Genomic DNA, 15,836 nt, shown 5'->3' with positions numbered 1-15,836 from the left:
ATTTGCACTGCTAGTTTTCCACTGGGAACACCGCACTCGCGCTCACCTGCCCAATCGGTGCCGGGATAGTGGCTGTTGCTGTGAGCATTCCCCCTGCTTCATGCATATCGACGTGTCCTCGTGCCGGTTCGAAGCTCTCCCCAATGGCATGTGCCCTGGCAGCAGCGCCAGCAGCATCGACAGCTGCAAGATACGCCGCCAAGGTGGCCATTGCTGCAATGATCAACCCGCACACGATCACCAGCGATGACAATGCGAGAGCTGCTTCGATACTGACAGAGCCATCGTCGCTGCACAGTTCAGGTGGTTCACGCTGCTGTTTTGTTCTCATCGGTTACGGTCGTGCGCTCAAGGCATCGCTGATAATTGATTCGAACGCCGAGGACACGGCGTCGCTGTTGACCACCATGTATAAAACAGCGGCCAAAGCTGCGGCAGCTAAAGTTCCCAAGGCGTATTCAACGGTGGTGAGGCCATCGTCTTGAGCAAGAATGGCGCGAGTGCGAAGTCGAAGTAGTTCGAGATTGTTGGACATGATTTTTCTCCTGTGAGTGTTTTCTAGAAATTGATAAGTTGCGTACCCAAGCTGAGCACCACTGGTGCAAGCCCGACGATCATGAATGCGGGGAGGAAACACAGAGCAAGTGGCATCGCGATGAACACTCCTGCGCGTTCTGCTGCGGCGGTGCGCTTGTCACCAGCAGAGGCCAACAACGAGGTGGAAATGTTCCTGCACCCATCACTCAAGGCGCTGCCTGATCTGTGCGACACTGTGGCTAGATTGGCTAGTTCATCCAGCCCATCAACTCCTGCCATCAGCGCAAATGCTTGAGGGGCACTCACTCCAATCGATAGCAATGCCACCACATGTGTCCACAGTTCGCGGTGCGTAATGGCTGCAACATGAGCCACCACCTGCGCTGCATCACGTGTGTTTAAACCCGCATCCAAACACGCTGAAAACAGTTCGATATCTGCAGAGACATCCACTGGGTCAGCGTTGCCCAGCTTTTTTGGGCCAGCTCGGATACGCAGGCTTTTACCGGATTTGGGGCTTATCAATCCACCGCGAACTCCAGGGTTGGGTGAACCGATGAACATGGCCACTGCTGCGATAACTAGTGCTGTGATCATGAGGGGCTCGCGCTCTGGAGAATTTTGTGGGTGACTACAAACCCCGCAGCATCTAGGCCCACACCGATAACAAGCAGGAGCCCACCAATCCCACCACCGGTGAGTAGCCCAACGGGGTTTGCTCCCATCGCGGTTCCCATCAATAGTCCTGCTAGTGGCAGCACCGTGAGGATCACTGCGGTTGCTTGCGGTCCTTGGAGTGCAGCTCGGGTGGATTCGCCGTGGCGTTGCTTCGAGGAAATCCGGGACCTCATTTGATCGATGAGGGCGACCAGCGGGATGCCGTGTCGTTCTGATGTTTCCCACAAATGGCCGAGGCGTTGAAGATCGGGGAGGGAGGCGTCGATAAGCACTCGCGGCCCGCTGCCGCCCGAGCGCGCCTGCCTGGCTGCGGTCTGCAACGTGGGGCTTAGGAGTTTGTCCGGCGTGGTGTTGTCGAGCGCGTAGTCCATGGCGTCGACCATGGTGACCCCGGCGCGTAAATTGCCTGCGCAGAGGCTTAAGAAGCTGGCTAATTGGAGGGATTGTTTGGTGCGTTGGGCTGCAGCGTGTGTCTGGCGGAGATACCAGAATAGAGTTGTGGCGATGATGATGCCGGCGATCATCGTGTAGGCGTCAACGACGATAAATAGCACTGTGGCCAGGCAAAATAGTGCAATTAGGGCGAATAAATGGACGCCATTTCCAGGTGTTGGTGGCCTGGTACGCGCGCCGGGGCCCCTTGAACCAGAGATCAACACCGCCGCGCTAAGAAGGCCTAGGACATAAACCATGCTTCTTCGCTCCCTTCGTGCATGCCGTGGTCCAAATCCCACACCACCTGCGTGGTCACCGGGTTTCCACGGAGCACCCCGAGTTGAGCTAGCCTGCGGCCAAAAGGGGTGTGTTTCATGACCAGCACAATGTCCACTGCGGCCGCGAGTTGAGAATGCAATGCCATGCGGTCCAATCCGCCGGTCGCCGCAAGAGCTTCCATGCGCGCGGGAACTTCAGAGATGGAGTTCGCGTGAATGGTGCCAGCGCCACCGTCGTGTCCCGTGTTCATCGCAGCTAGAAGATCCACAACTTCCGCACCGCGAATCTCACCCACAACAATCCGGTCAGGTCTCATGCGCAGCGATTGTTTCAACAAATCCGCCATGCTCACGGCACCTGCGCCCTCGACATTTGCTTGGCGAGACACCAAGTTAATGATGCTGGGATGGCCGGGATGAAGCTCTGCAGTGTCCTCGATGCAGATTATGCGCTGATCAGCGGGAACCTCGGTAAGCATCGCGGACAGCAAGGTGGTTTTCCCTGTGCCCGTGCCACCGACAACAAGGAACGAGCGCCGTTGATTGATGATGTTCCGGAGCGCAGGCGCGATGTCCTCAGGAACCGTGCCGCTGTTGATGAGATCATCAAGGCTCAACCGTGCTTGACGCAGTACTCGCACGCTGATGCACGTGCCGGATTCCGCCAAGGGTGCCAACACCGCGTGAATGCGCAACACGCTGCCGTCGTCCCTGGTGATTCGGCCATCAGCGAAAGGCTGCGCATCATCTAAGCGTCTGCCACAGGTCAACGCCAACCGGGTGGCAAGGCGACGCACCGCCTCCTCTGAGCCCAGATCCATGTCGACTTTCTCCACGCCCTGACCGCGATCAATCCACACGCTGTCATGGGCATTAACCAACACATCCGTCACGCCAGGAAGCGCAAGCAGAGATTCCAACGGTCCCACTCCCACGGAATCGCTGCGCAGTCGACGCAACACCATCACGATGTCCTCGTTACTGATCACGCCTGCTTGTTCCCGAATCAGGCTCGCTATTTCCGCAGAGGTCGGCGGTGTCTCTTTGGTGGCGATAATCCTTTGGACGTTTTCCACCACCAGATCAATGTCAGTCATGCCGCCACCTCCCCGAGGACCGCGTCGCATGCTGAGCTTAAAACCCTCGGCAAAGAACCGGTCAGCCCATGCATCTCCACAGATTTAGCCAGCCTCTGGATCGAGCCGATCTCCGCAGTGATGTCCGCGCCTAAAATCTCTTCTACTTCTGCGACATCCAAGCCTGACCACCCGCGATGCCTCAACACGCACGTGATGGATACATGCAATTGTTGTAATTCCATATACCTCGCCCTGGCAGCAGCCACCGCTCGGACTTCTGCAGGGATGACTAACACCAGGTGGGATAAGCGCTCCGCAATATCTGGATGCACTCTCGCATGAGGCAGATCCACCACCACATCCACCGACCTATCGGCGCTTAAGAAACAATCAATCGCCGCCGAAACATCAGACTCGGATAATGCAAAAGGATCCAGAATATTAGCCCGCGCCGTAGACAACACCACGACCTCATCAGGAGTGCTCGGCAGCGCTTTCAACACATCAGCAGCCTGGACAGTTCCGCGACGCAACCCCACATCAGGCCACCGCGCGCCGGGCACATCTTCGATTCCTAGCAACAGGTCGATGCCGCCAGAGGAAGGGTCGGCGTCGATAAGCACTGTGGTGGCTGACTCCGCACGCCGCTTTGCGAGCGCCGCAGCAAACGTGCTTGCGCCTGTTCCTCCCACCACCCCGGCAACACCGATGACATGGCCCGAAGCCACCGGCAGTTTGTTGTCATCTCTGCCTAAAGCGCTGAGCAACTCCCCTGCCTGGGCTGGAAGCAAAATGGCTTGCTCAGCGTGGATTTTCATCGCCGTTTTCCAATCAGAGGGCCCTGGATCAGAATCGAGAAGAAACACCCTGTCGCGGCGTTTTCCAGGTGATAATTGAGAAGCCATCGACGTATCAATGAGCACTGCCGATGCGCGGTGAAAATGCCTGGAGATGTCCATCAAATTTGTTGTTTCAATAACCGGCCGACCAGTGGCTGCAGCTACGTGCATAGCCTCTGGGTGCAGGACCGGATCTTCCACTGCGATGAGAATTGCTTGGTGTGTGGTGGTGTTCATGGCACCTACTGTGGCCTGCGGCTTACGTGCCTTCAACGACCCCCTCTGCGGCCTGTGGATAACTCACCTCTCAACCGCCCGCACCAGACTGATCTGTGAATAACTTTCGCATTCACGGTGCACGATCGTAGAAAATCTGCTAGGCGCAGGGGCTATAGAAAATAAGGGACGGCCCGCGCCTCGGGGGGGGTGTGCGCGGGCCGTCAGTAACCCGGCAACGGGGGGGATTGTGCCGGGGCAGGCCACACTGTATATCGGGGCCTTGCACCTGAAATTATGGCATATCAAACGCCACAAGACAACATCAAACCCGATTATTTATTCGAATAACACGAATACTTAACAGTGTGGCAAATGACACTTCCCGCACGCCTTCTACATTCCCAATGCGCGACCCCAGCACGTCACTTCAATATCATTGGTAACTTTAGTTTCTTTCTCAGTCTTGGAAAGTTGCCAAAAAGCGCTAAACTATGCGGTGTGAAGCACCCAGATCCCGCCCAAAAAGTAGAGGGCACCACTGCGACCACCCCCACAAAGGTGGCTGCTTTTTTCGATCTGGACAAGACCATCATCGCCATGAGTTCCACCTACGCCTACGGCCGTGAATTCATGAACAGCGGGCTCATCTCCCCTGTCGAAGCCCTGCAATTAAGCCTCGCGCAAGCAACGTACATGTTCGCCGGCCACACCAGTGAACAAATGGACAACACCCGCGACCAACTCACCGCCATGATCCGCGGCTGGGAAGTCCAACAGGTGCGCTCGATCGCGGAGGAAACCATGCATTCCGTGGTCACTCCCACCATCTACGCAGAGGCCCGCGAACTGATCGAGCACCACCAGGAGCTCGGCCACGATGTCATCATCATTTCCGCCTCTGTGAAAGAACTGGTGGAACCCATCGCCCGCGAACTGGGTGTACATAAAACTGTCACCACCGTGCTTGAAGCCCACGACGGCATGTACACCGGTGAAGTGCTGTTTTACTGCAAAGGCGACGCTAAAGCGCAGTCCATCCTGGATCTCGCCGAGGCGAATAATTACGACCTTTCCCTAAGCTTCGCCTACTCCGATTCCTTTACGGACCTGCCCATGTTGGAAGCTGTCGGCAACCCGGCCGCCGTCAACCCCGACCGCGCGCTGAAGAAAATCGCCCTTGAACAGGGGTGGAAAATCTTAAGCTTCAAAAACCCTGAACCGCTGTTCCAAATGCCCAGCACCCGCGACGTCGGCATCGGAACCGGAGTTGTTGCCGGCATCGCAGCTGTTGCAGCAGGTAGTATCTGGTGGATGAAACGCGCACGGCGCGGATCGGCCTGAGCCTCACCTGACAGCAGTTAGTGGCATGGTGGGTGGGTGCGTCGACAAGCATCGTTTAATATGTATATCGAATGTCCAGTCACGCTAAACTTCACCCAAGATGAGATTTCGTGGCACGATTGGGAATAACGAACGCTAATTTTAAACACTGGAGGAGCTTCCACGTGAGCAACAAAGACGGCCTTTTTACTGACGGTAGCAGCACGTTTGCACCTAAGGTGGATTCAATTCCCCTTAGCGATGTGGATACCAGCGTTAGCGGTGAAGCCTCCATCGGCACGCTGATCTCCAACGCAACCTCCCAAATGTCCAGCCTTTTCCGTGCAGAAGTTGAACTGGCGAAGACTGAACTCGCAGGCGAAGCCAAGAAAGCTGCCATCGGCGGCGGCGCATTCAGCGTTGCTGGCGTAATCGCACTGTACAGCTCCTTCTTCTTTTTCTTCTTCGTCGCAGCACTGCTGAGCGAGTGGATTAAGCCTTGGGCAGCATTCCTCATCGTGTTCCTCTTCATGCTGGTCATCGCCGCAGCTCTCGCACTGTTCGGCTGGCGCAAGGTGAAGAAGATGGGCGCTCCGAAGAACACCATCCAATCGGTCAACCAACTGAAGAACCTGGTCCCAGGTCAGGCATCCGAGAAGCTGGAGAAGGCCAACAAGCGTGGCCTCTACACCTCCGCGTCCTTCCACAGCCCCGGCGCCATCACTGGCGACCACTAAAAGAGGAGACTTCGATGGCCTTTTTTAGCTTTTCGACGTCTCCCCTCACCCGCCTCATCCCCGGCAGCCGCTCCAAAGCCACAGGCGCCAAACGGCGCCTGAGCAGCACAATCGCGTCGATTGAACGCTCCCCCGGCATCATTGCCCTAGACGGACCGTTCACCCACGATCACGTCTCAGTACGTGGCATTCGCCTCCATTTAGCAGAGGCAGGCTCCCCCACAAACCCCCTGGTTCTTCTGATCCACGGGGCTTTCGGCGGTTGGTACGACTACCGCGAAGTCATCGGCCCACTCGCAGATGCCGGCTTCCACGTCGCCGCCATCGATCTACGCGGCTACGGCATGTCCGACAAACCCCCAACAGGCTACGACCTCCGCCACGCAGCCGGAGAACTCAGCAGCGTTATCGCAGCTCTCGGCCACGATGACGCACTTCTTGTCGGCTCCGACACCGGCGCCAGCATCGCCTGGGCTATCGCTTCCATGTACCCCGAACGGGTCCGCGGCCTAATTTCCCTCGGCGCGATCCACCCCCTGGATATGAGACGCGCCATCCGACGAAAACCCCACCTACACGTCTCTGACCTCAGCCGACTTGCTCCTTTTCGGTTGCCCTCATTCCTGCACAACCTCTTCCACTTTGGAATCACCAGCGAAGCTCGACGTGAGATCGTCAACAACACGTCCTCGTCCTACCAGCGCAGCAACGCATTCACAGAGACAGTGCTCCTCCGCAAAAAAGCACTATCGATCGACCACACCATCACCCCGATCATCCGCACCAACCGCTACCTCGTTGGATCGATCCCCAGCAAAACAGTCTCCGCACCGGTGTGGCTGCTCAGAACCAACACTCGACGCTGGGAACATCTAGCCAATACTGCGCGCACTCGAACGACAGGGCCATTCACCACCATCGCGATCCCCGGCGGCTACGAACTCCCCTACCTCGAGAACCCTTCCGAATTTGCAGCAACCATCGCAGAGTTCGCGCGCACCACGTTTTAAGCACTGTGGCTGAGGCGCTGCTGCTCATTTGGCGTCAGAAGGTCGCATGATTTTGGCGTGAATTAGTGGTTTTTCCCTGGTTTTACCCTGGCGCATTGACCGGACCAGACAGGCGTGACAAGAATCAAGATTTTCGCCAGGTTTTGGCACGTGTGTCCGGTTTCATCTAGTTCGACCGCAAACCTCACGGATTTCCCCCTAGTCACTCAAAAACCAAAACGTCCTATATGCCCCTCTAAGCGCTTGGGATTCCCCGACCCATACCAATAGACACCTCTCCGATTCCAGGCCCTTAAAACGCCACACAGGATTGGTCGCATCTATCTCGGATTGGGCGATTCACTGCGAAGACCAAACCACACTGCCCACGCAACGGAAAAACCGCAATCGTGGGCATCTGTGACCGGTTCCGAGCCCCCAAAACCAAACCACACTGCCCACGCACTGCGAATTCCGCAAACGTGGGCATCCCTGTCTGGTCTTAGCTCACTACGATCAAGAAACCGCGCACTGCATCGTATCGACAGGCTGGGTCAGCGCGGTGATATCACCAATTCGCTCCTGAACCTCTTCGGCGGTGAGAACGTAGCCGGTATCAGAGCCATCAATCGCTGCACCGAAGACAACACCCACTACTTCGCCCATTTCGTTGGCCATCGGACCACCGGAGTTGCCGGATTGGATGGATCCGCGGACTGAATAGGCTTCGCGTTCGTGCTGGCCGTTGGCGTAAATGTTGCTGCCGGTGATCATGATGCGTTCGCGGACCCTGGCTGGGGAGGCGTTGAAAGGTCCGGACTGTGGGAATCCCATGACGATTGCTTCATCGCCAGTGTCTAGCGGAGTGGATGCCCACGGCAGTGGATCCAAGCCGAGGTCAGGGCTGTAAAGGACTGCGATGTCCAGGTTCGGGTCGTAGAACACTACCTCTGCGGAGCGGGTTCCGATCATGGTATCCAGGCTGACGGTGGAGGTACCTGCAACAACGTGGGCGTTGGTCACCACGTAGTCGGGGGATGCCACGAATCCGGACCCCATGAGTCGGCGGCTGCATTCTTGGGCGTCACCCATCACGTGGATGACGGACGGGCGCATCGCTTCGACTAGGTCAACGTTGGTGACGTTGATTTCGGGGGCGTCCACTTCCACCGAGGATCCGCCGGTGAAGGGGGAAATCAGTGGTGGGAGGCCGGATTCGCTGAGCATCGCAGCGATTTTGGAGGGCAGGGTATCTAGGCCTTGCGGGGTGTATTTGTCTACAAAGCCCAGGATGCGGGAGTCTCTAATTCCGCTGGCGACAGTTCCGGGGAGGCCTGTGGCCAGGGGAATTGCGACGAGCCACACCACGATCAAGGTGGCCAATACTTGGAAAATGGCGCCGAGTCCGGAGTCTAAAGTCCTTGAACTCCGAAATTTGATGTTGTCCCTGATTGCAGCACCCAAATGAGCACCGATGAGATTTCCCAAGCCAACCAGCAGCACCACGGTGCCGATTGCCAGTAAGAAACGAAGCGCTGTGGAATCGGTGAGACCCATGACAAACGGGGCTGCTGCTGCGCCAACTACCAGGCCAGAAACGACGCCGACGGTGGACAGCAGCGAGGTGAAGGCGCCTTGACGCCAACCACCCCACAGGGCGAATGCCATAACGAGGACGATGACGGCATCGACGACCAGGCTGGGGCTCAACAATGGTTTGGTGTTCTACGCTTTCGAAAATCGATAATATTAACTGCCAAATTTTTAGATCGCTTCGATTTTAGGCCACCGGAGCCCGTCAGCCTAACGCATACGCTCATTGTTGCGAGATGTTGACAATGTATTTTCCAGGTCGAAGATGCGGTCGGTGTCCCATTCGGTGGCCCAGCCGGCGGTGTCGAGGATCGCGGAGAGTAGTCCGCCGGTGAATCCCCAGATGATGTAGTCGTTGATTCGAAACGCTGGTCCGTGCCATTCGCGCCAGCCGACCATGAGGCGGTTTTTGGGGTCGATGAGGTCGTAGAGTGGGGCGTCGAAAACTTCGTCGGTTTCGTGTGGGCTGGCCACGGCGACGGGTGATGGGGTGTGCCAGTGTCCAAGGATTGGGTAGACGGGGTATCCGGTGGCACGGATGTGCACCTCGTTGAGCTGGGCTAATGGGGTTGCGGTGCGGCGATCCAGCCCGGTTTCTTCCCAGGCCTCGCGGAAGGCGCAGTCCACGGCGTTAGTATCGGTGGGGTCGATTCGGCCACCGGGAAAGGCAATCTGACCTGCATGGGAACGCATCGTCGGGGTGCGGTGCGTCAGCAGCACGGAGGCGTCATTGGGCAGGTCAAAGGAGGTTTCCGAGCCAGAAAATAGCATGAGCACGGCAGCGCGCTTTTCGGAGTCTGTGTCGCCGAGCGTTTCCGCACCGTCCAGCGGGTTGACCATACGGCCGGTGTGGATGCGGTCTAAGAGTCGGTGCATCCACACGGGTGCCTTTGCTGGGGTGAGTTCTGTGTTTTGACCTGGGAAATCGTGCGGTAAATCAGGGTAGTTACGCATTCTGCAGCGCCCCTGCCACGGCGGTTTCGAGGTCATCGATGGTTTCGAAAGGCTGCGGGAATGTGCCCACGACCTCGCCTTCTGGGGATACTACGACGGTGATCGGCACGACGCCCGGCAGCCCAAGGGTGCCTGCGAACAGGTTGGAATCGTCTTGGTAGCTTGCAAGATTCACGCCCAGATCCTCAAGGAGCGCGGCGCCGTTGGCTGCGTTTTGGTCTGCATGCACGCCAATGACGTTGAGTTCGGGGTGGGTGGTGGCGAATTCATCAAAAATCGGCAGCTCCGCGCGGCATGGTTCGCACCACCACGCCCACAGATTCACCACGGTGGCCAGCTCGTTGCCGACGCCGTTGGCGCCGCCCAAGCAGGGCAGGTCCACACCCGCCGCGCCGGAGGCAACGCAGTCAGGGCGCGTCGTAATTTTGCTTGTCGACGTCTCCCCCTGCGCTTCCTCTGCGCTTTCTCCGCCCACAAGCTGCGGGATTAACGCAACGATCACAGCCAGGATGGCGACAACTCCAACGATGGACCACTTTGCACTGCTTGTCATTTGTTTTCTACATTCCTGCCATTTTCAGCAGGTGCTCCCTATCATCACTTTTAATGAGTTTTTGCGCCTCAAATGGATCTGACGGCCCCTCCAAACCAAAGGATGGGCAATCAGCTGCCAGCATGCAGGCTCCACAGGCGGCGCGTCGACTATGACATATCCTACGTCCGTGGAAGATCAGCCTATGTGAAAACATGGTCCACTCAGGCTTTTCGATGAGTTCGTTCATCACTTTTTCCACCTTGACGGGATCTTCTTCATCAGTGAGCTTCAGGCGACGCACCAACCTGCCAAAGTGTGTATCCACCGTGATTCCCGGAACACCGAAAGCATTTCCCAGCACCACGTTGGCGGTTTTCCGCCCGACCCCCGGCAGCTCAACTAGCTTCTCAAGGGTACCGGGGACCTGGCCGTCGTGAAGCGAAATTAGTGCCTCACCCAGGCCGATTAAAGAAGTGGCCTTGTTGCGGTAAAAGCCTGTCGGACGGATGAACTCTTCCACTTCCGTGCGATCGGCGTTGGCGTAATCTGCGGCCGTCGGATAGCGCTTGAACAACGCGGGCGTCACCTGGTTCACGCGAACGTCCGTGCACTGGGCGGACAAAATGGTGGCGACCGTGAGTTCTAGCGGATTAGTGAAATCTAATTCGCAGTGCGCATCCGGATACGCCACGGTGAGTGTGCGATTGATGCGTCGAGCTCGGCGTTTTCGCCCGATATCAGTCTCTTGACCCTTGTTCGCGATGTGAGACCCCACGCGAGGCCGCTTCTGCGGAGTAATGGAACCCATACCCTTAAGTTAGCGTGAATTTGATTCATCACTAGAATGACTCCCATGACAGGTTTGCTTGTGGTGATCATCCCGCTCTTGCTGATGCTTTTTGCATTTGCGATGGAGCGGATCGAGTCTTCTTTCCTGCACTCCAACGCTCCGCAGAACACTGAGGTAAAGTTAGCAAAGGACGCTGTCGGTGCAGAAAACTTAAATGAAGACGACGTGCAGGAAGCATCAGCTGCCTAAACAAGAGTTAATTTTAAAGATTTATTCAAAATAAACTTTGGCTGCTAGCAATCTGTGAATATTGAAATTACGGTTTTTAAAGTGTGACATTTTAGCCAAATGCACTAATATGGTGACCAATTGCATAGTAGAGTGGTCTTTGCCACATTAATAGATGCCTCCAGTTAGGTGTCATCCGGATTTTATCTCAAACCCTAACACCCCAGGTGTTGCCACTCATCCGGACTCAAACAAGATGTGTGCAGATGAAGGAGAAAAGCAGTGGAAGGTGTACAGGAGATCCTGTCGCGCGCCGGAATTTTTCAAGGCGTTGACCCAACGGCAGTCAATAACCTCATCCAGGATATGGAGACCGTTCGCTTCCCACGCGGAGCAACCATCTTCGACGAGGGCGAGCCAGGTGACCGCCTTTACATCATCACCTCCGGCAAAGTGAAGCTTGCGCGCCACGCACCGGACGGCCGCGAAAACCTGCTGACCATCATGGGTCCTTCCGACATGTTCGGTGAGCTCTCCATCTTCGACCCAGGCCCACGCACCTCCTCTGCAGTGTGTGTCACCGAAGTTCATGCAGCAACCATGAACTCCGACATGCTGCGCAACTGGGTAGCTGACCACCCAGCGATCGCTGAGCAGCTCCTGCGCGTGCTGGCTCGTCGTCTGCGTCGCACCAACGCTTCCCTGGCTGACCTCATCTTCACCGACGTTCCAGGCCGCGTTGCTAAGACCCTCCTGCAGCTGGCTAACCGCTTCGGCACCCAAGAAGCTGGCGCGCTGCGCGTGAACCACGACCTCACCCAGGAAGAAATCGCACAGCTCGTCGGTGCTTCCCGTGAAACCGTGAACAAGGCCCTTGCAACGTTCGCCCACCGTGGCTGGATCCGCCTCGAGGGCAAGTCCGTCCTCATTGTGGACACCGAGCATTTGGCACGTCGCGCTCGCTAATCACCAAAGCGCTAAAAAGCGCCTGATCAGTTTCATACTGATTAGGCGCTTTCTTTGTTGTTTAGTTAAAAGTGTTTAGTTTGAGGCGGAAGCTTCCTGAGCCTGCAGGTAACGAATAGCCACATGAGTGGACTGCTCGGCTGCACCACGCAGAACTGGATCAACATCATCGTAGATGGCGTCGATGAGATCCTTCATGGACACGTCACGGCCACGGGTCTCCCATACCTCACGGATCTGGTTCAGACGCAGCTCACGACGCTCAATGTACTTACGAGCAAACGAGGCAACGTCCTGTCCATCTGGACCATGTCCTGGAAGCAGCGGAATATCCTTGCCGCGCTCCTCCAAAATGGCCAAAGAATTCAGGTACTCACCCAAATCGCCGTCGGTCTCTGAAATCATCGTGGTGTGACGACCCGCAATGGTGTCGCCAGAAACGATGCCCTCCAAAGTGGACTCATGAGGGACTCCACTCCAGATAAAATAAGACACAGAATCACGGGTATGACCAGGTGTGGCCACCACCTCAATCTGTGGGGTGACACCGTCGATCGTGATGATCTCACCATCATGAATCTCCTCCGCACCAGCACAGTACGAAGGGTCCATCGCACGCACAGGTGCATTGGTCAGCTGACGGAAACGCTGTGCGCCGTCAGCATGATCATAGTGACGGTGGGTCAGAAGAATCAAACCCACCTCCTCAGCCTTGGAATGCAAGACGTTAAGGTGGCCCTCATCTTCAGGACCTGGATCGATGACAATGCTCCGGGGGTCTTCTGGTGCCCGGATAACCCAAGAATTAGTGCCTTCCAGCGAGCTGTAACCGGGATTAGGGCACAAAACAACAGATGCGGACGGGGTAACCGGCCGCAATTGGCTGTAAGCAGGATGCTCCATGCGCTCAAGCTTAGTCACAATAAGTCATTTCGTAGAACTGGGGAGAAAAATAGCAGCGCACCCCTAACATTGAAGGGATGCGCCGGATGGGTTTTTGCGTCGAAAAGCAAGCTTTTAAGCGTAGAAGCGGGTGAGGAAGGTAGCTACGACGGCCGGGCGCTCCTGCCCTTCGATCTCAATGGTGCCATCGGCGACCAGGTGCAGGCCATTGCCCTTCACCTCAGAGATCTCACGGACCACAGCGCCCATGCGGATGCGGGAACCGACCTTGACGGGAGAGGTGAAACGCACCTTATCCAGGCCATAGTTCACCTTGGTGGTCACGCCGGTGACATCGAGAAGCTCGCCCCAGAACGGAATGATCATGGACAAGGTGAGGAAACCGTGGGCAATTGCGCCGCCAAAAGGACCGTCCTTGGCGCGCTCAGGATCAGTGTGAATCCACTGCTGATCATCAGTTGCGTCTGCGAAGGTGTTCACCATCTCCTGGGTGACAGTGCGCCACTGCGAAAAGCCCAGGTCCTGGCCAGTGAGGGTTGGTGCGTCTTCGAAAGAAACGATGGTGTTTGGGGTGGTGGAAGTAGTCATGATGTTCTCCTTAAAAGTGTGTTAGATAAAAGCGCTGACGCCCGTGATGGCGCGACCAACGATGAGTGCATTGATTTCGTGGGTGCCTTCATATGAATAGACGGCTTCTGCATCGGCATGGAACCGGGCAACATCGTTGTCCAAAATGATGCCGTTGCCTCCGCAGATTTCCCGCGCCCAACTAGTGGTCTCCCGAAGTTTGAGCGAGGTAAACATTTTCGCCAGCGCGGAGTTTTCCTCTTTGAAAATTCCCGCCTGCTGCTGCTCGGTGAGTTTGACCATCATGCCCAGCGACGCCGTGAGATTGCCCAGCATGAGCGCGAGCTTTTCCTGAATCAACTGGAACCCCGCGATCGGACGGCCAAACTGTTCCCTGCTGCGCACATACTTCACGGCTGCTTCATAGGCACCTGCCTGCGCGCCGACCGCCATCCACGCCACATCGGAACGCATACGGCGCAGGCATTCCGAAACATCCTTGAAAGAATTGATGTTGTGCAGCCGCGCATCCTCAGACACCCGGACATTGTTATAGGTAATGTGTGCATTTTGCATGATGCGCAGTGAGGCTTTGCGATCAATAATCTCCATGGACACGCCCTCTGCCTTAGGTGCCACGAGGAAGCATTTCACCTGGTTATCAGCTGTATCCCTGGCGAAGGTAGCGATCAAATCAGCAGTGGAAGCACCACCGATCCACCGTTTTTCACCATTGATAATCCACTCGCCGGTGTCTGCGTCCTTAGTGGCCGTGGTTGCCAGACCACCCGCAATATCTGAGCCATGATCAGGTTCCGTCAGTGCAAAAACGCCCTTGACCTCACCAGATTTGATCTGCGCATCCAATCGCTGCGCCTGCTCCGGGGAGCCACCAACCATGCAGGCCGTTCGGAAGAGACCAGCAGATGCGTTGTAATAGGTACCAACATTGATGTCACAGCGCGCGAGTTCAAAATTGCGGAAACCAGTGAAAATGTCTCGAACCGACTCCCCTGCTTCCCGAAGTGCAGGCGGATCAAGCAATTGCAGATCTTGGAGGGGCTGCACGATCTCATCGGGGAAGACTGCCTTATCCCAGGCCTCATTAATATAAGGCTTCACCTCTTCCTCAAGCACCCTGCGGGTTTCCAGAAGAACTGCGCGTTCGGCTTCGGTGAGAACTTCTGCGAAACCAAAAAGATCAGAAGGAATAACAGCACCTTGAATGGGATCACGCATGTTGCACGGCCTTTTCTGCTTGATATCCGCGCTCAGTGCTAGCGGCTAGGCCAAGTACCTTCACCGCATTGTCTTTGAGGATTCCCGGACGAACCTCATCCTTCAGTGGCAGATTCGCGAAAGCCGCAAGCCATTTCTCTGGGGTAATCAGCGGGAAGTCCGTGCCAAACAGCACCTTCTTGGACAGCACGTTATTGGACTGTCTGACCAAAGACTCTGGGAAATACTTCGGCGACCAGCCGGAAAGATCAATGAACACATTGGCCTTGTGGGTGGCAATCGAGTTAGCCTCATCCTGCCAAGGAACAGAAGGGTGCGCCATGATGATGGTCAGGTTCGGGAAGTCCGCCGCAACATCATCAAGCAACATTGGGTTGGAGAAGCGCAGCTTAATGCCTCGACCACCTGGAAGACCTGCACCCATGCCGTTTTGGCCAGTGTGGAACACACAAGGCAGTCCAAAACTCTCCAGTAATTCCCACAGTGGATAGAACTCTGGCGCGGATGGGTCGAATCCTTGAACCGATGGATGGAATTTGAAGCCTCGCACCCCGAGTTCTTCCACCTGTCGGCGAGCTTCCACCAGCGCGTCCTCGCCGGTACGAGGATCCACACTGCCAAAAGGGATCAGCACGTCATTGTTGCGGGCACAGCTTGCCACCAAATCATCAATCGAGTTCGGCAGATGCCCCATTTGGGTCCGCGCATCGATGGTGAAAACCACCGCCGCCATCTTGTGTTCCCTATAAATATCAGCAATGGCATCTGCTGAGGGAGTTCGCTCCGCAGCCTTAAAGTACTTCGAGGATGCCTCCATGATGTCTGCCGGCATCGATTCGTGTCCGCAGCTATCGACTTCCAAGTGCACATGCATATCTACTGCGACAATGTTGTCGGCATCGACCGCGCACTCATATTTCACTACGTTGTTGCTCATGACCCCTCCTAAA

Annotated in this window: 19 protein-coding genes; 5 read left to right on the top strand and 14 right to left on the bottom strand. The window is 56.3% G+C overall.

The window, feature by feature from the left end:
* Nucleotides 1-10: 10 nt before the first annotated feature.
* From KW808_RS01770 to ssd, 6 genes are read right to left on the bottom strand one after another with little or no spacing between them, the layout of a single operon-like run.
* Nucleotides 11-331 carry a hypothetical protein gene (locus KW808_RS01770; protein ID WP_003863285.1) on the bottom strand — a complete coding sequence of 107 codons (321 nt, stop codon included), beginning with the start codon at nt 329-331 and terminating at the stop codon, nt 11-13.
* Nucleotides 332-334: 3 nt separating this feature from the next.
* On the bottom strand, nt 335-535 hold the full coding sequence (locus tag KW808_RS01765; RefSeq protein ID WP_003855827.1) for a DUF4244 domain-containing protein: 201 nt from the start codon (nt 533-535) through the stop codon (nt 335-337).
* 23 nt (nt 536-558) lie between these two features.
* Nucleotides 559-1,134 (bottom strand): type II secretion system F family protein, encoded by a 576-nt coding sequence (locus tag KW808_RS01760; RefSeq protein WP_003863286.1) that lies wholly within the window; start codon nt 1,132-1,134, stop codon nt 559-561.
* Nucleotides 1,131-1,907, bottom strand: a complete 777-nt coding sequence (locus tag KW808_RS01755; protein ID WP_003863288.1) for a type II secretion system F family protein — start codon at nt 1,905-1,907, stop codon at nt 1,131-1,133. The genes KW808_RS01760 and KW808_RS01755 overlap by 4 nt, the downstream gene beginning before the upstream one ends.
* Nucleotides 1,892-3,025, bottom strand: a complete 1,134-nt coding sequence (locus KW808_RS01750; protein ID WP_003863289.1) for a TadA family conjugal transfer-associated ATPase — start codon at nt 3,023-3,025, stop codon at nt 1,892-1,894. The genes KW808_RS01755 and KW808_RS01750 overlap by 16 nt, the downstream gene beginning before the upstream one ends.
* Nucleotides 3,022-4,083, bottom strand: coding sequence for a septum site-determining protein Ssd (gene ssd / locus KW808_RS01745; protein ID WP_003863292.1), 1,062 nt, complete (start codon nt 4,081-4,083; stop codon nt 3,022-3,024). The genes KW808_RS01750 and ssd overlap by 4 nt, the downstream gene beginning before the upstream one ends.
* A gap of 480 nt (nt 4,084-4,563) precedes the next feature.
* Here ssd and KW808_RS01740 point away from each other — a divergent pair, with 480 nt between their 5' ends.
* The 3 genes from KW808_RS01740 (at nt 4,564) to KW808_RS01730 (ending at nt 7,132) form a co-directional block, all read left to right on the top strand.
* Nucleotides 4,564-5,406, top strand: a complete 843-nt coding sequence (locus tag KW808_RS01740; RefSeq protein ID WP_003863293.1) for an HAD family hydrolase — start codon at nt 4,564-4,566, stop codon at nt 5,404-5,406.
* Nucleotides 5,407-5,570: 164 nt separating this feature from the next.
* On the top strand, nt 5,571-6,122 hold the full coding sequence (locus KW808_RS01735; protein ID WP_003855817.1) for a phage holin family protein: 552 nt from the start codon (nt 5,571-5,573) through the stop codon (nt 6,120-6,122).
* Nucleotides 6,123-6,136: 14 nt separating this feature from the next.
* Complete coding sequence (locus tag KW808_RS01730; RefSeq protein WP_003863295.1) at nt 6,137-7,132, top strand: alpha/beta fold hydrolase; 996 nt, start codon at nt 6,137-6,139, stop codon at nt 7,130-7,132.
* Between the two features lie 495 nt (nt 7,133-7,627).
* On the opposite strand, the gene KW808_RS01725 is transcribed toward KW808_RS01730, so the two are convergent.
* The 4 genes from KW808_RS01725 to nth all read right to left on the bottom strand — a co-directional run bounded on the left by KW808_RS01725 (nt 7,628) and on the right by nth (nt 11,001).
* Entirely contained in the window at nt 7,628-8,824 is a 1,197-nt protein-coding gene (locus tag KW808_RS01725) for a MarP family serine protease (protein WP_003863298.1), read from the bottom strand.
* Nucleotides 8,825-8,914: 90 nt separating this feature from the next.
* Nucleotides 8,915-9,658 carry an NUDIX hydrolase gene (locus KW808_RS01720; protein ID WP_003863300.1) on the bottom strand — a complete coding sequence of 248 codons (744 nt, stop codon included), beginning with the start codon at nt 9,656-9,658 and terminating at the stop codon, nt 8,915-8,917.
* Complete coding sequence (locus tag KW808_RS01715) at nt 9,651-10,211, bottom strand: TlpA family protein disulfide reductase (RefSeq protein WP_003863302.1); 561 nt, start codon at nt 10,209-10,211, stop codon at nt 9,651-9,653. The genes KW808_RS01720 and KW808_RS01715 overlap by 8 nt, the downstream gene beginning before the upstream one ends.
* A 7-nt stretch (nt 10,212-10,218) precedes the next feature.
* The gene (gene nth, locus KW808_RS01710) at nt 10,219-11,001 is read right to left on the bottom strand and encodes an endonuclease III (protein WP_003863303.1); all 783 of its coding nucleotides are present in this window, start codon (nt 10,999-11,001) and stop codon (nt 10,219-10,221) included.
* 45 nt (nt 11,002-11,046) lie between these two features.
* On the opposite strand from nth, the gene KW808_RS01705 reads away from it, so the two are divergent.
* Together KW808_RS01705 and glxR are read left to right on the top strand one after the other, a co-directional pair.
* Complete coding sequence (locus KW808_RS01705) at nt 11,047-11,232, top strand: hypothetical protein (RefSeq protein ID WP_003863306.1); 186 nt, start codon at nt 11,047-11,049, stop codon at nt 11,230-11,232.
* Between the two features lie 261 nt (nt 11,233-11,493).
* Entirely contained in the window at nt 11,494-12,177 is a 684-nt protein-coding gene (gene glxR / locus KW808_RS01700) for a CRP-like cAMP-activated global transcriptional regulator GlxR (protein WP_003855810.1), read from the top strand.
* Nucleotides 12,178-12,252: 75 nt separating this feature from the next.
* On the opposite strand, the gene KW808_RS01695 is transcribed toward glxR, so the two are convergent.
* The 4 genes from KW808_RS01695 to KW808_RS01680 form a co-directional block, all read right to left on the bottom strand.
* A complete protein-coding gene (locus KW808_RS01695) occupies nt 12,253-13,080 on the bottom strand; it encodes an MBL fold metallo-hydrolase (RefSeq protein WP_044394387.1) in 828 nt (275 codons plus the stop codon).
* A gap of 114 nt (nt 13,081-13,194) precedes the next feature.
* Complete coding sequence (locus KW808_RS01690) at nt 13,195-13,668, bottom strand: MaoC family dehydratase (protein WP_003863309.1); 474 nt, start codon at nt 13,666-13,668, stop codon at nt 13,195-13,197.
* A gap of 21 nt (nt 13,669-13,689) precedes the next feature.
* Nucleotides 13,690-14,886 (bottom strand): acyl-CoA dehydrogenase family protein, encoded by a 1,197-nt coding sequence (locus tag KW808_RS01685; RefSeq protein WP_003863310.1) that lies wholly within the window; start codon nt 14,884-14,886, stop codon nt 13,690-13,692.
* Entirely contained in the window at nt 14,879-15,823 is a 945-nt protein-coding gene (locus KW808_RS01680) for a 4-hydroxyphenyl-beta-ketoacyl-CoA hydrolase (RefSeq protein WP_003863311.1), read from the bottom strand. The genes KW808_RS01685 and KW808_RS01680 overlap by 8 nt, the downstream gene beginning before the upstream one ends.
* Between the last annotated feature and the right edge of the window lie 13 nt (nt 15,824-15,836).

Source organism: [Brevibacterium] flavum (assembly GCF_019317305.1).
Taxonomy (GTDB): domain Bacteria; phylum Actinomycetota; class Actinomycetes; order Mycobacteriales; family Mycobacteriaceae; genus Corynebacterium; species Corynebacterium glutamicum.
The sequence above is the reverse complement of the archived record's forward strand: the minus strand, read 5'-3'. Positions and strand labels throughout refer to the sequence as shown.